The 14,451-nt window shown below is 44.3% G+C and carries 9 protein-coding genes; 2 read left to right on the top strand and 7 right to left on the bottom strand.

Annotation, left to right across the window (positions count from 1 at the left end):
• Nucleotides 1-109: 109 nt before the first annotated feature.
• Both gltB and CXF93_RS07220 read left to right on the top strand, forming a co-directional pair.
• Nucleotides 110-4,717 carry a glutamate synthase large subunit gene (gene gltB / locus CXF93_RS07225; protein WP_101061757.1) on the top strand — a complete coding sequence of 1,536 codons (4,608 nt, stop codon included), beginning with the start codon at nucleotides 110-112 and terminating at the stop codon, nucleotides 4,715-4,717.
• A 20-nt stretch (nucleotides 4,718-4,737) separates the two neighbouring features.
• A complete protein-coding gene (locus CXF93_RS07220) occupies nucleotides 4,738-6,228 on the top strand; it encodes a glutamate synthase subunit beta (protein WP_101061756.1) in 1,491 nt (496 codons plus the stop codon).
• Between the two features lie 223 nt (nucleotides 6,229-6,451).
• Here CXF93_RS07220 and CXF93_RS07215 read toward each other — a convergent pair whose 3' ends face one another.
• From CXF93_RS07215 to lamB, 7 genes are all read right to left on the bottom strand, one after another.
• Nucleotides 6,452-7,888 carry an ATP-binding protein gene (locus tag CXF93_RS07215; protein WP_101061755.1) on the bottom strand — a complete coding sequence of 479 codons (1,437 nt, stop codon included), beginning with the start codon at nucleotides 7,886-7,888 and terminating at the stop codon, nucleotides 6,452-6,454.
• Nucleotides 7,875-8,534: a response regulator gene (locus CXF93_RS07210; protein ID WP_101061754.1), complete on the bottom strand. Its 660-nt coding sequence runs from the start codon at nucleotides 8,532-8,534 to the stop codon at nucleotides 7,875-7,877. Before CXF93_RS07210 ends, CXF93_RS07215 begins: the two co-directional genes overlap by 14 nt.
• Nucleotides 8,535-8,536: 2 nt before the next feature.
• A complete protein-coding gene (locus tag CXF93_RS07205; RefSeq protein ID WP_101061753.1) occupies nucleotides 8,537-9,208 on the bottom strand; it encodes a tetratricopeptide repeat protein in 672 nt (223 codons plus the stop codon).
• A 23-nt stretch (nucleotides 9,209-9,231) separates the two neighbouring features.
• Complete coding sequence (locus CXF93_RS07200; protein WP_101061752.1) at nucleotides 9,232-10,035, bottom strand: SDR family oxidoreductase; 804 nt, start codon at nucleotides 10,033-10,035, stop codon at nucleotides 9,232-9,234.
• A 31-nt stretch (nucleotides 10,036-10,066) separates the two neighbouring features.
• Nucleotides 10,067-12,256 (bottom strand): AMP-binding protein, encoded by a 2,190-nt coding sequence (locus CXF93_RS22465; protein ID WP_101061751.1) that lies wholly within the window; start codon nucleotides 12,254-12,256, stop codon nucleotides 10,067-10,069.
• Nucleotides 12,253-12,891: a thermostable hemolysin gene (locus tag CXF93_RS07190; RefSeq protein ID WP_101061750.1), complete on the bottom strand. Its 639-nt coding sequence runs from the start codon at nucleotides 12,889-12,891 to the stop codon at nucleotides 12,253-12,255. The genes CXF93_RS22465 and CXF93_RS07190 overlap by 4 nt, the downstream gene beginning before the upstream one ends.
• A 259-nt stretch (nucleotides 12,892-13,150) precedes the next feature.
• Complete coding sequence (gene lamB / locus CXF93_RS07185) at nucleotides 13,151-14,353, bottom strand: maltoporin LamB (RefSeq protein WP_101061749.1); 1,203 nt, start codon at nucleotides 14,351-14,353, stop codon at nucleotides 13,151-13,153.
• Nucleotides 14,354-14,451: the final 98 nt, after the last annotated feature.

Genomic DNA, 14,451 nt, shown 5'->3' with positions numbered 1-14,451 from the left:
TTTTAACCACAGGCTTTACAAGAATGACAGACGACTTAATAACCGGGTGATTGTTCGAAAAAATACCCTGCTTATAATTTTGGGTAAGAATTTAAAGGGAAGTTTATATATGATGAGCAGAAATACTAAGCATCACGGTCTCTATCGTTCAGAGTTTGAACACGATAGCTGTGGTATCGGCTTTGTTACCAATCTAAAAGGTAAAAAGTCGCACGATATTATTCAGAACGCACTTACTATGCTGGAATGCATGGAACACCGAGGCGGTACTGGCTTTGATGTTAAAAGTGGTGATGGTGCAGGAATATTGATCCAGATTCCGCATGATTTTTTCAAAGCAGAAGCCAGTGAACTTGGCTTCCAGTTACCTCCTGAAGGCGAATATGGCGTTGGGATGATCTTCTTCCCTAACGATCCCGAGCAAGCGGAGAAAAGCCGTGAGGTTTTTAATGCTGCTATTGAAGAACTTGGTTTAAGCATACTGGCTTATCGTTCGGTACCAACGGATAATTCGATGTTGGGGGTAGCCTCGTTTGACTCTGAGCCTCAGATTGAACAGGTATTTATCCAAAAACCGAATGATCTTACCCAGCAGGTTTTTGAACGTAAGTTATTTGTGTTACGTAAATACACGTCACACAAGCTTAACAGAACCATCGCTAAAGAAACCGATGAGTTTTATATCGCTTCTATGTCCTCCCGTACCATAGTGTATAAAGGGCAATTCACCACCGCGCAGGTGAAACAATACTACCTCGATTTGCAAAATGAACGCGTGACGACTGGCCTCGCCATGTTCCACTCCCGCTTTTCAACCAATACATTCCCGGCATGGCGTCGAGCACAACCGTTCCGCTATTTATCTCACAATGGTGAAATTAATACCGTTCAGGGCAATGTCAATTGGATGAACGCGCGCGAAGCGATGTTTAAATCGATAAACTTCAGTGACGCCGAACTGAAAATGATCAACCCGGTATGTAACCGTGGTAATTCAGATTCTGCAAACCTTGATATGGCGATTGAGCTGCTTGTGCTCAGCGGACGTCCACTGGCTCAGGTCATGATGATGATGGTGCCGGAAGCATGGCAATCTCAGGAAGACATGGATCCGGTTAAGCGCGCTTTTTATGAGTATTACGCTTGCATCATGGAACCATGGGATGGCCCAGCTTCTATTTCGTTCACCGATGGCAAAATGATTGGCGCCACACTCGACCGTAATGGCTTACGTCCTTCGCGTTACTTGCTCACCAATGATGGCACGTTGATCATGGGCTCTGAAACGGGCACCATCTGTATCGATCAATCGACTGTCGTAGAAAAAGGTCGCTTGCAACCGGGCAAGATATTTATTGCCGATTTGGAACAAGGCCGCATTATCAGTGATGATGAGGTTAAAAATGGTATTTGCTCTGCACAACCGTATGAACGATGGCTGAGCGAAAACAAAATACTGTTGAACGAACTGCCAACGCCAGCAGCATCTGTCACTCAAGCTGAGTTGCCAAACCTGAGAAAAATTCAAAAAGCGTTTGGCTACAGCAGTGAAGATCTTAACCTGATTTTGGCGCAAATGGTCGACAGCAGCAAAGAGCCGCTTGGTGCTATGGGTACAGATACACCGTTAGCGGTACTTTCCGATCGCCCGCAGCAACTATCTCACTATTTTAAACAGTTGTTTGCTCAGGTTACTAATCCGCCGATAGATCCGATCCGAGAAGAGTTGGTGATGTCTTTGCGTGGTTATGTCGGCAACTCGCACAACTTATTGACAGAGACGCCTGCGCATTGTCACAAGATTGAAATTGACCAGCCAGTGCTGACCAATGAAGAATTTAAAAAACTGCAGCAAATTGACCATAATCATCTGCAGTCTAAAACCATTGATATTACCTTTAGAGCGACAGGCAAAGAAGGGGCACTGAAGGCTGCACTTGATCGTATCTGTTTGTATGCCAAAGATGCGGTTAACAATGGTTATGCGTTGTTGCTATTGAGTGACCGTAATATCGACACCGATCATGCGGCGATACCGTCGGTACTGGCGACTGCTGCGATCCATCATTATTTGATCCGCGAAGGTTTACGTGCCAAAGCCGATCTTATCCTCGAAGTTGCCGATATTCGTGAAACGCATCACTTTGCTACTGTGTTAGGTTTTGGCGCAGCAGCGGTTAACCCTTATTTGGCGCTTGAAAGTTTGTATAGCTTGCGTGATGACGGCGTTATTAATCCTAAATTCAGTAATGACGTCGTTGTTGCTAAGTATATCAAAGCCGTTGGTAGTGGTTTGTTGAAGATCTTCTCGAAAATGGGGATTTCAACATTACAGTCTTACCAGGGTGCTCAGATATTTGAAGCGCTGGGTATTAACAGTGATGTTATTGATAATTACTTCACCGGTACGGTAAGCCGCATCGAAGGTATTGGCCTAGATCAAATCGCGACAGAGGCGTTAATGCGCCACCGTGACGGTTTTTTACCTGAAGATCGTATTGCCGCTGATGATCTGTTGAAGACTGGTGGCGAATACGCTTGGCGTCATGATGGGGAAAAACACCTGTTTAACCCAACTACTATTCGCTTGCTGCAGCATTCTACAGCGAGTAACAATACTGAACAGTTTAAAGAATATGCAAAAGTCGTTGATACACAGAGTAAAGATGCATTTACTTTACGTGGTTTGCTCGAATTTAGTGCGGACCATAAATCTATCCCATTAGATGAAGTGGAGCCGATCGAAAATATTTTCAAACGTTTTGCTTCCGGTGCTATGTCCTTTGGTTCTATTTCTTGGGAAGCGCACACTACGCTCGCCATTGCCATGAATCGTATTGGCGGTAGAAGTAACAGTGGTGAGGGCGGTGAAGATCCGATTCGCTTTAAGCCGATGGAAAATGGCGATTCGATGAAGTCGCGGATCAAGCAGGTTGCTTCTGGCCGTTTTGGGGTAACCAGTCATTACTTGACTAATGCAGACGAATTACAAATTAAAATGGCGCAAGGTGCCAAGCCGGGCGAGGGTGGCCAATTACCTGGGCATAAGGTTGATGCCTGGATTGGTCGTACACGTGGCTCTACGCCTGGTGTAGGACTAATTTCACCGCCGCCGCATCATGACATCTATTCTATCGAAGATTTGTCACAGCTCATATTTGACCTTAAAAACGCTAACCGTGAAGCGCGGGTAAATGTGAAACTGGTATCTGAAGCGGGTGTTGGTACTATCGCATCGGGTGTGTGTAAAGGTTATGCCGATGTAGTTCTGATTGCTGGCCATGATGGCGGTACCGGTGCTTCACCTCTGAGCTCGATCAAGCATGCGGGTCTGCCTTGGGAACTTGGCCTCGCTGAAACCCATCAAACACTGGTGCGTAATCATTTACGTAGCCGTATTACGGTGCAAACCGATGGGCAGTTGAAAACACCACGCGATCTGGCGATAGCGACCTTGTTGGGTGCGGAAGAATACGGTATGGCGACAACTGCGTTAGTGGTTGAAGGCTGTATCATGATGCGTAAATGCCACTTAAATACCTGCCCTGTCGGTATCGCGACACAAGACCGAGAGTTGCGCGGTCGTTTTAGTGGCCAGGCTGATATTTTGGTTAACTTCTTTACCATGATGGCAGAAGGCTTACGCGAGATCATGGCCGAACTGGGCTTTAAAACCATTAACGAAATGGTTGGACAAACCCAGTACTTGAGAACGCGCACTGATGTCGACCATTGGAAATACAAGGGTGTTGATCTCTCGCCGTTGCTGTACAAAGAGAAATGTGCGGCTGACGAAACCCTGTACTGCTCTAAAGAACAAAAACACCTGATCGACGATATTATTGACCGTCGCATGATGGAAGACGCCAAGGATGCACTGGAAAGTCAAACGCCAGTTAATCTTGAGTACGATGTAGTGAATACCGATCGTACTATTGGCGCCATGCTGTCTAACGAGATCTCGAAGAAATATGAAGCTGACGGTCTGCCGGAAAATACCATCAAGGTTAAGTTTAACGGTTCGGCAGGTCAGAGTTTTGGTTGCTTCTCAGCTAAGGGCCTTCGCTTTGAGCTTGAGGGTGATGCGAATGACTATTTTGGTAAGGGATTATCCGGTGCCAATTTGGTTGTTTACCCACCTAAAGTGGCCACTTTTGAAGCCAGTAAAAATATCGTCATTGGTAACGTTGCCTTGTTTGGTGCCACTTCAGGTAAAGCCTTTATTCGCGGTATTGCCGGTGAACGTTTCTGCGTCCGTAACTCAGGTGCTACGACGGTTGTTGAAGGTGTGGGCGATCACGGTTGTGAATATATGACGGGTGGTAAGGCTGTTATTCTTGGTCAGACCGGGCGTAATTTCGCTGCGGGTATGTCAGGTGGTATTGCTTATGTTCTAGATGACAACAATGATTTAGCCAGCAAATGCAACATGGAAATGGTGCAGCTTGAAATGCTTGAAAACGTTAATGATATTGCTGAACTAAAAGCCCTCATTACCGAGCACAAAGACAATACTCAATCGGATGTGGCAGAAGACTTGCTCGCCGACTGGGACAGTGCCGTTAAACGTTTTGTAAAAGTCATGCCTGTTGATTTCAAAAAAATGCAACAGTATATGGACCAAGCACGTAGCACGGGTAAATTTGAAACTGAATATGATGTGGCAGTCGAAGCATTCGACATGCATCTTGCAAATCTGGCAGCTCAAAGCGCCTGAGCTGAATAGGAGACAATATTATGGGAAATCCAACCGGATTTATGAAAGTAGCAAGAGCCTTACCAGAAGATCGCGATCCGAAGACGCGTTTGATTGACTGGCAAGAAGTCCATCATCATATGGAAACTGCAGATATCGAAAAACAGGCATCACGCTGCATGGATTGTGGTGTGCCGTTTTGTCAATCGGCTGTATCACAATACGCCCCGGCGGTTGCTGGCTGCCCGGTCAATAATATCATTCCGGAGTGGAATGATCTGATCTATCACGGCCGTTGGAAAGAAGCGGTACAGTTGCTGCATAAAACCAATAACTTTCCGGAGTTTACAGGTCGTGTTTGTCCGGCTCCTTGTGAAGGGGCTTGTGTACTGGGGATCAATGCTGAACCCGTCACAATTAAACTTCACGAGTACGCGATTATCGAAAAAGCCTTCAAAGAGGGCTGGGTTGTCGCTAACATTCCAAGCAAGCGCACGGGTAAAACGGTTGCGGTTATCGGTTCTGGCCCTGCAGGCATGGCTGCGGCTGCGCAGCTTAACTCCGCAGGCCATAGGGTGACTGTCTATGAACGCGCCGACCGTATCGGTGGTTTGTTGATGTACGGTATTCCTAATATGAAACTGCAAAAGGAGATCGTTCAGCGTCGTGTGGATCTACTTGCTGAAGAAGGTATTGTGTTTGTAACCAATACTGAAGTGGGTAAAGATATTTCTGCAAAGCAGCTTGAACAGGATTTTGATGCGGTGGTGCTGTGCGTCGGTGCTACGGTCCCTCGCGACCTGATGGTTGAAGAAGGTCGTGAACTTAATGGTATCCACTTTGCCATGGACTTTCTAAAAGCGAATACCAAGAGCTTGTTAGACAGTGATCACGCAGATGGCAACTACATTAATGCTAAAGGTAAAAATGTGGTTATTATCGGTGGTGGTGATACCGGTACTGACTGTGTAGGCACATCGTTACGCCATCAGTGTGAAAGTGTTGCCCAGTTAGAGATCATGCCGCAACCGCCGGCATCACGACAGGACAATAATCCTTGGCCACAGTGGCCGAAACAACTTCTAGTTGATTACGGTCAAGAAGAATCGATTGCCGTGCAAGGACAGGATCCACGCCAATACTTAGTGATGACCACTAAAATTGAAGGTGATGATAACGGCAATGTTAAAGCCGTGCATACGGTTAATGTTGAGTGGCAACGTCAGCCTGATGGCGCAATGGTGCCGAATAAGATCCCTGGTAGTGAGAAAGTACTTCCTGCCGATATGGTCTTGTTAGCAATGGGTTTCATGGGGCCAGAAGGTGGCTTGATTGAGCAGTTTGATCTTGAAAAAGATGGACGTTCTAACATTAAGGCTGAATATGATAAGTTTGCGACGAGCAAGCCGGGCGTATTCGCCGCAGGAGACGGACGTCGTGGACAAAGCCTGATTGTTTGGGCTATTGATGAAGGTCGCCGCGCTGCCCGTGAGGTGGATTCTTACTTGATGGGGAAAAGCTACTTGCCTTAACGCGCATTTGAATATTAACAAGGCGAATCATTCATGATTCGTCTTTTTTATGTCAGTATTTTAAGTGTGAGAAGATGATGGTGAGATGTTGCGACCAAATAGGTGATCACGAGATCTATATTTCGACCGTAATATGTGAAAGTCCATCAGTGCCTAGATAGCCAATATCACCCGTTGCTATGTATTCCTGTTGGGTGCTACTTTGCTAGCGCCTCACTAATATCTACGATAACCTCAACATCACTTCAAACGTATTGCCTTTTGAGCTTGGATTATCCAGCAAGGTTAATGACCCCTGATGTAACTTAGCGATATCACTGGCAATCGACATACCTAACCCCGCACCATCGCCTTTCTCTGTGTGAGCTCGAAAAAAACTTTCAAATATTTTAGCTGATATTGCTGCTGGGATGGCTTTGCCATTATCAGTAATGAGGATAGTAATGTCATTTGAGGCTGCTGTTGGCGTAACTAATTGCACTTCAATCTTCGAATTAACGCCTGAATAACGGATGGCATTATCAATTAAATTACTGAATAAGATCGACAGTAATATCGGGTTGCCTTGCACATCGCAATGCTTGGGGGCATCAAGCGAGATGTCTTGTTGTTGCTTTAATGCCAAAGGCACAAGCGCCGCGATGGTTTCTTGTAAGCACTTCACCATATCCATTTTTTGAAATTTAACGTTATTAAGTGACTGTGCTTCAATACGCGATAACATCAGCAATTGTTGTATTAGCCGATCCAGTCGATCAATACCAAATAATATGTTGTTCAGGTCATTTTTTAATTGTGCTTCATTTTCGCTATGTAAGGCGTTTTCGGCATTTAATTTTAGAATGGCTAACGGGGTTTTTAATTCATGCGCTGCGGTGCGGGTTAAGCGTTTTTCCCGTTGCCATGCATTGTTTAACTCACTAAAAAGATAGTTTAATTGGCTGATTAATGGCATTAGTTCGGTAGTGGCAGTCGGCACTTTTATTTCATCTAAGCAATCAATGCCACGTTGCGATATGGCTAAGCGCAGTTCATCGATTGGGCGTAAAAAAGTATTGATTAAAAAGATGAAAATAATAATGAGAACAGGAATTAATATAAGTTGAGGAATGCCTGTTGAAACGGCTATTTCATTGACGATTTCATCTCTAATGACGCGTTTTTCGGCGACGATAAAGATGGCTTTGTCGTTTGTTTTAAACGGAATTGTGAGTTGGAAGTAACGCCATTCATCGTTATTTTCAATACTGGTACCAAAGCCATCTTCGCCTGCTTTGCCAAGCAGTGTTGTTGGAGAGCTAGGTGAATTGAATAGCATTTCATTATTAGCATAAAATTGGAAAATGATGTTTTGCTCATAAGGATGGCCATACTGAGTAGGGTCGTCATTATCGCCGTCGGAGGCCTGTAATATTTTGTTAAACCATATTTTATAGTGCGCGATAGAGTCGCTATGATCTTGAGTAAATAAGCTCGGTATACTTAAAGCAATAATTTTTGCAGATTGACCGAGTCTGGCATCATATACTTCATCAATTTCATGCTTAGTTTCATTGTAGATCATCACCCAAGACAACAATATAAGGATCACAGTGGCTAAGACAGTCGATACAATTAAGCGCTTACGAATGGAAAAAATGGCTGTATTAGTCTTTTTCAATGATATACCCCACACCACGAATGTTCTTGATCAGTTTACTGTCTATTTTCTTTCTTAAATTATGAATATGCACTTCAATGGCATTATCACTTGCCGCTTCATCCCAGCCATGAAGGGCTTGTTGTAACTGATCTTTACTTAATACCCGACCTGACTTTGCCACTAAGGTCGCGAGTAGTTTAAACTCAACTTTGGTTAATTTAATGGGTTTATCTTGATAATGTACTTCATTATTTTGCAATGAAAGACGCAAGCCTTTGCATTCAATTTCAGATTCGGTATTACCGGATATACGGCGGATCATGACCCGAAGTCGGGCTAACAACTCTTGCAATGCAAAGGGTTTTAATAAGTAATCGTCTGCGCCGTCATCCAAGCCTTTGACACGGTCTTCAATGTCATCGCGGGCGGTTAGAATGATAATCGGGATCTTATGGCCGGCTTGGCGTATTTTCTTTAGTACCTTTAAACCATCAATATCTGGCAGAGTAAGGTCTAAAATTATCGCCATAAAATCTTCGGTTTTTAAACTGGCTTCAACTAAGTTACCTAATTGCAGCCAGTCGACAGTAAAACCATGACGACCGAGGGAAACCATCATCGATTCCCCTAATAGAATGTCGTCTTCGACCAATAAAATCCGCATTATTATAATTCCTTCATTTTTTGAGCTATTTCTAGTTGGCGACCTTTATCTGCTAAAGGTCTGTCAGGTCTAGGTGCGGCCTGCTTCGCGTGTATAAAATAGCGGCGCGCTTCTGCTGTTCTGCCATCTTGTAATAAAAAGTCGGCATAAAAATAATTTGGGTCGATGCCATCCGGGTTTATCGATAACGCTTGTTTTAACCATTTCTCTGCCGTGTCATCATCGCCGAATCCAAGTGGCCATCCCGGAACTTGATAATAGAGCGAGCCTAAACTGGTGTAAGCGGAACCATCGAGCACCGTTGGGTTTTCTTTTATCGCCTGTTCAAGTAACACTTTGGATTCTTTCACTAAAGATAGCGCACCTAGACCGCCTTTTGCACCTGCTAAAGTACTTTTATTGATGGCAAGCCATACTTTTAGCTCCGTATTTTGTGGTGAGTTGGTGGATAAGGTCTGCGTGCTGTCGACTAAGGCCTCTAGACAAGACTCTTTTATATCCTCATTTTCAGACTGATATTGGCATTGTGCCCATTGATGCTGAACATTCAGTAAGGTGTTTGGCGGATCAATGTCATTGGCAAAGCTTGGGGCGGTAAAAAATAATAACCCTGTTGCGGCCAACGTTACTGGTAGCGAACTGTTTTTTATATATTGCATGAGTGATGTATTCATAGTGTGTACCTGCCTTTTTAGCATTAAATGGGTTTTTTCATAAACTCGACGATGACCGCGTGTTGCTTACGAATAGAAGAAGAAACCAAAGATGGAAACAGTTGGTTAATTTTCACAAACAATTTTTCTGGCCAACCAATCCAAGTGGTGGTGTGTTCTTTTTCTAACACCTTGATGACGTTGAGGGCCACTACTTCGGGTGAGTCCATCGCATTGCCAAGCTGATGATTTAAAGCCGTGACATTGGCACTGTTTAGTTCTGTGGTGGTGGCGCGCGGCGCGAGATAAAGTATTTTCGTCGCACTACCTTGTAGCTCGCGTTGCATTGCTTCACTAAAGCGGTGTAGGCCAGCTTTAGCCGCGCAGTAAGTGCTGTAACCTGGGTAACCAATAGAGCCAAAAGTGGAACCAATATTAAGGATGATATGCGGTTTTTTTGACCAAGATAGGGCACTTTTAGTCAGTAACATAGGGGCTAATAAGTTGAGGTATAATTCTGCTTCAATGGCATCATCATCGCGGCTATCTAATGAATCAAAGGTATTGATACCAGCATTATTAATCACACCATCAATAAGCATGTGGTCATCGACCATGGCGGCACACTGCTTGCCTAGCGCTTGAATACCCAGTGTATTACTGAGATCGGCAATTAATATGCTGTGTGTTTCTGGCATCGCCAGAGACTGTTTTAATACCTCTAACTTAAGTAAATCTCTTCCGACTAGGATGATAGAGCATCCCTGTTTTGCTAGGTTTGAGGCTATACAGCGGCCAATGCCACCTGTTGCGCCAGTTAAGATAAAGCGTTTATGTTGTAAATTCATGTTATTTCCTTAAGCGATAAACGGATTAACTTTAATGCGTCGCAGATAAACTGTTGAGCATATCGCCATACAAAGAGAAAACCATGTTGGCACCAGCAATAATGGCTTGTTGATCGTCGGGGTCGGTGATGTTGTTCATCAATTTTTCAAAGGTTTGGATGTGTTCTTGATCTAATGTGCTGTGAGAGGTTAAGTAGCTCATTGCGGCATCAGGTAATTCAAGTTTGCTTTGTACTAATGCGGCGATAGAGCCGCCGACAGTGACGCTAGTACCTTCCAATACCCAGACCATGCCAAAGAAAGCCAATGGATTTTTACGATCTATTTGGTGATACAAATACGCTACCATCAGCTCAATCGCGCGGCATGCTTTACCTTGATGCTGATCACGGCGAACATCGTCGGCGTTGGCTCCACACGCGCGAATGTCATTTAAGATCCATTCATGGTGTCCCTTTTCTTCTTCGATGTATTCACTAATACCACTTTGTAACCATTCATATTTTTCTGGCAAGCGTGAACCACAAGCCATTAATAGTGGCACTGTATGTTTTACGTGATGAAACGCTTGAGTAAGAAAAGCGGTGTAATTGGCTAAGCTGATGTCGCCTTGTTGGCAAGCTGTAAAAATAGGCGCTTGATACATCAGCTCTTGCTGTTGTTGGGTTGCTTGTTTTAGTTGCTCAAAAAATAGTGGTGTTGATGTCATGTTATTTACCTTATTAGAGTCTGAAGACGATAAGTCGAGTGTGCTAACTTGTTTATTAAATGGTTTACCAAATAGCGCCTGAAATTCGTCCCGTTTTGGGCGACCATTGGCGGTAAATAAGTGCGGGTATTGCGTAAATGAATCAACCAATATCCACTGAGACACTGCGGCATAGTCTGGCAATGTTTGGTTTAATTGCTTTATAGCATCGCGCACCTTGGCTGGTGTTTCTGTAATAGCTGCACTCGCGGCAATGATGGCAAGCAATTGGTCATCTTGATCACTCATTACTAGCATGTTGCGAATTGCAGGGTAGGCTTGCGCTTCTGATTCAATCCATTCTGGCGAAATGTTACGACCAAACGGGGTGATCACCAGGTTTTTATGTCTCCCGGTAATATGTAAAAAGCCATCGTCGTCTAGGTAGCCAATATCACCGGTTTCTATGTATTGCGGAGGTGTGCTATCACCTAAATAACCCAACATCGAAGAGCCAAAGATTAGCACTTCACCATCGTGGGCAATTTCTACTTGGCAATGTGGTAACACCTGCCCACAACTGCCAAATTGAAAAGCAGAAGGGTGATTTAGACTGACAACAGAACCGCACTCTGATAGTCCATAGCCTTCATAAGCTGGAATGTTCAGTTGATGGGCGAGTGCCATGATTGAACTTGGCACCCGCGCGCCGCCAACAGCAACGAAAACTAAGCGTTTAGCTATTTCCGGTTGTGCTTGTACGGTTTGAATTAAGGCGCCAAGTAATGCTGGTGTGAGTACTAAGCTTTGTGGGGTAAAGGTCAGTAATGCCTGCATAAAAGCGGGGGCTGCAAATTGACTCGAACCAATAAGACCGACTTGCTCCCCAGGTAAAATGATGGTGCGGACCCCAAGCATTAATGGCACGTAAATACCTGTGATGTTCTCGAGTAATGTTGTCAGTGGCAGTAATACCAAATGCGAGCTTGGTATCTCGCCTTCGCTGAGTGTATCGAGTAAGCTTTGAGTGACTGTTTCTAAGTGTAAGGCGCTAAGACAGACACCTTTCGGGTTGCCGGTAGAACCCGAGGTAAAGGTGATTTTTACGCACTTTTTTGGGAACTCTGGCGCAGTCAGTGCTTTGCTTTTTGTATAAACAGCCATGCCCAGTAGCGTTAATTCTGAGCGCTCTATATTATCAGCCCAATCACCAATGCAGAGATCTGCGCCACTTTCATTAAGCGTATGTTCGACTTGTTGTGGGGTGAAGAACATCGGCATAGGCACGATAGGAATGTTGGCTGCTAGGGCGGCTAAATCTAGAATTGCCCAATCAATGCTGTTGGGCGCTCGAAGCGCAATGCAGCGTGGATTTATATCCAGCAGTGATGTTTTTGTCTCTTCAATTTCTAGCCACAATTGGGCGTAAGTCATTTCAACCACAGCTGAGCTTGATGCTCTGTATCCCGTCAAGGCAATTGCATCAGGCTGGGTTAATCCGTAATTATAGATGCACGTTAATAGAGCGCTCATGAGCAGACCTTTTGCGATTGTGATTGAGAGTATGCACGTTTACGTGATGTAAGCAGCGACGTTAATTGCGCTAAACCTTGCTTTAAATTACCAGCAGATACTTTCGGATTATGGTGATAATAATTCCCCCAAACCTCTTCACCATCTTGCACACAGTTGGCGTTGGCAGGTGTTAATATGACGGGCTGCAATCTTAAGCGAGTCATCATGGCGTGAAGCGGATCTGTGGCTGTAAATATGCACCACTCATAACCTTCGTTAACAAGGTGCTCAGCCATTAACATAAAGTGCAGAGGTGACATGCCTTTGGAAAATGAAGCAAGCTGACCAAATTCAATCAGCTTGTTTCTTGAAATCGGTTGCTCAAACGTATCAGCCATTAATTGGTCGGCAGGCGCGTGAAGATATTGCTCCAAGAACAGCGGGGCGCTATCTGCCTCACGATAACCACAGGCCGAAAGGATCGTGTTGTTTTCATCTAAAATAGCCACAAACATGGGCATAAATTCATGGATATGCGCATTGAACGCGAGGCTGTATCGCGAATAAATATAGTGTTCAACATGCGCTCTTAAAGGGTGATTAGCATCAATTACTGCAAGCGTGTAATTGTTTGTCGATTGTTCATAAGCCATAAGCTTTACCTTGTTTGTTGGTTCTGTATTCACTTTAACAAGGGAAACTTAAGGAAAACTTAAGGAAAACTTAAGGAAAAAAATAGCGGTAAAAAATAGCGGTAAAAAATAGTGATAAAAAAGAGTGGTAAAAAAGAGTGGTAAAAAAGAGTGGTAAAAGCACTGCAGAGATCGAGAAATGTTACATTATCTGGATAAGAAAGCTAAACCCCTCGCGCCACTGGGGGAGGGGGGTATGCTAAGTTAGCCTAATTTAATTTTACCACCATGCTTCAGCTTGCATGCCAACACTTAGTTCGCTATTTTCGTGTAGTGCGAAGGCATTGTCATTTTTGGCGTCGTTTAGGTAGGTAGCGAAAACGCGGATTTCAGGGCGTGACCAGAAACCGGATCTTGGTGCCCATGCTTGCGCAATGGTAAATTTACTACCGGCACTATCAATATCATTGATTGTTTCTGTAAAACCACCGACCTCTACGATAGTACGCATCAGATCATTCCATTTGTACATTGGACGAATGACGACGCTTAATGTCGAATCATCTGTGTCGGTACCGTCAACGTTAGTCGCTGCAGCGTAACGAATTGAGTGACCAAATTCGATGTTATCACCGACAGAGAGTACACCCCAGTTAATAACTCGGAAGCCTTCTGCATCGTTATTCGCCGCGTCACGCACTAAGCCGTTACCATGACCGAACGTAGTCATCTGCTCTGCATAACCGGAATTGGCTACTTGCAGGATGGTTTTATTGAAGCCAGTATTTAAATTTTGCGTCAGGCTTGCCGTCAGCATTACGCTATCATCAGCGTCAAGTGATTGCTCTGCTCTCTCATGGCCATAGTGGTAGTCAACACCAACTTCTAAATCAGCCTTGTTCCATAGCGGAATACCTGCATAACGGACATCGACGATGACGGCTGTGGTTTCTTTACCATCCTCAATGTCATTGGCAACAGTATCTTGAATTAAGGCAAATGATAATTTACCTGGACCTAGATTGATGTGCTCAATACCGCCACCGATACCACTTACATCCCAATAATAGTTATCAACAATATGCACGTCATGACGTTGGTAATAACGATCACCAGCCCAAAGTGTAATATCTTTATCAGCAAATAGGCCATTTGCTTGCACATTCAACTGCACCACATCTACGTTTCTGTCAGTCGAGTTTTCGTCCTGTCCTTCCCAGTAAGCCAGCATTGAATCAACAACAAATGAGACGTCATCTTCAGCGTAAACTTCTTTCTTAAGGCCGAACTCACCGTACAGGTCATTTTCATTACCTAAACGACCGACTTTGTTGACTTCCCATTTATTGTTAGCACCGCTTTCAGTGCTTAAACCAACACCGCCACGCATGTAACCGTAAAATTCGACGGGCGAATCTTCTGCTATTGCATTTGATGATAATAGTGCACCCAAAATGGCGCTGGCAAGAGGTAGTAGTTTCATTGTGTCATCCTTGTTGTGTTAACGTTTAAATTATTTAAGCTCTTTATTATTAAAATTAGAATGAGCTTTGGGACCGCTCCCAATTCGTGTATGGTGCA

It is taken from the genome of Moritella sp. Urea-trap-13, from assembly GCF_002836355.1.
Lineage (GTDB): Bacteria > Pseudomonadota > Gammaproteobacteria > Enterobacterales > Moritellaceae > Moritella.
Note: the sequence above shows the minus strand (reverse complement) of the source record. Positions and strands in the feature narration are given on the sequence as shown.

What these genes read in the sequence shown, in the direction of transcription:
- CXF93_RS07220 (WP_101061756.1), top strand. Translation starts at nt 4,738, where the DNA reads ATGGGAAATCCAACCGGATTTATGAAAGTAGCAAGAGCCTTACCAGAA.
- lamB (WP_101061749.1), bottom strand. Translation starts at nt 14,353, where the DNA reads ATGAAACTACTACCTCTTGCCAGCGCCATTTTGGGTGCACTATTATCA.
- CXF93_RS22465 (WP_101061751.1), bottom strand. Translation starts at nt 12,256, where the DNA reads ATGAGCGCTCTATTAACGTGCATCTATAATTACGGATTAACCCAGCCT.
- CXF93_RS07190 (WP_101061750.1), bottom strand. Translation starts at nt 12,891, where the DNA reads ATGGCTTATGAACAATCGACAAACAATTACACGCTTGCAGTAATTGAT.
- gltB (WP_101061757.1), top strand. Translation starts at nt 110, where the DNA reads ATGATGAGCAGAAATACTAAGCATCACGGTCTCTATCGTTCAGAGTTT.
- CXF93_RS07200 (WP_101061752.1), bottom strand. Translation starts at nt 10,035, where the DNA reads ATGAATTTACAACATAAACGCTTTATCTTAACTGGCGCAACAGGTGGC.
- CXF93_RS07210 (WP_101061754.1), bottom strand. Translation starts at nt 8,534, where the DNA reads ATGCGGATTTTATTGGTCGAAGACGACATTCTATTAGGGGAATCGATG.
- CXF93_RS07205 (WP_101061753.1), bottom strand. Translation starts at nt 9,208, where the DNA reads ATGAATACATCACTCATGCAATATATAAAAAACAGTTCGCTACCAGTA.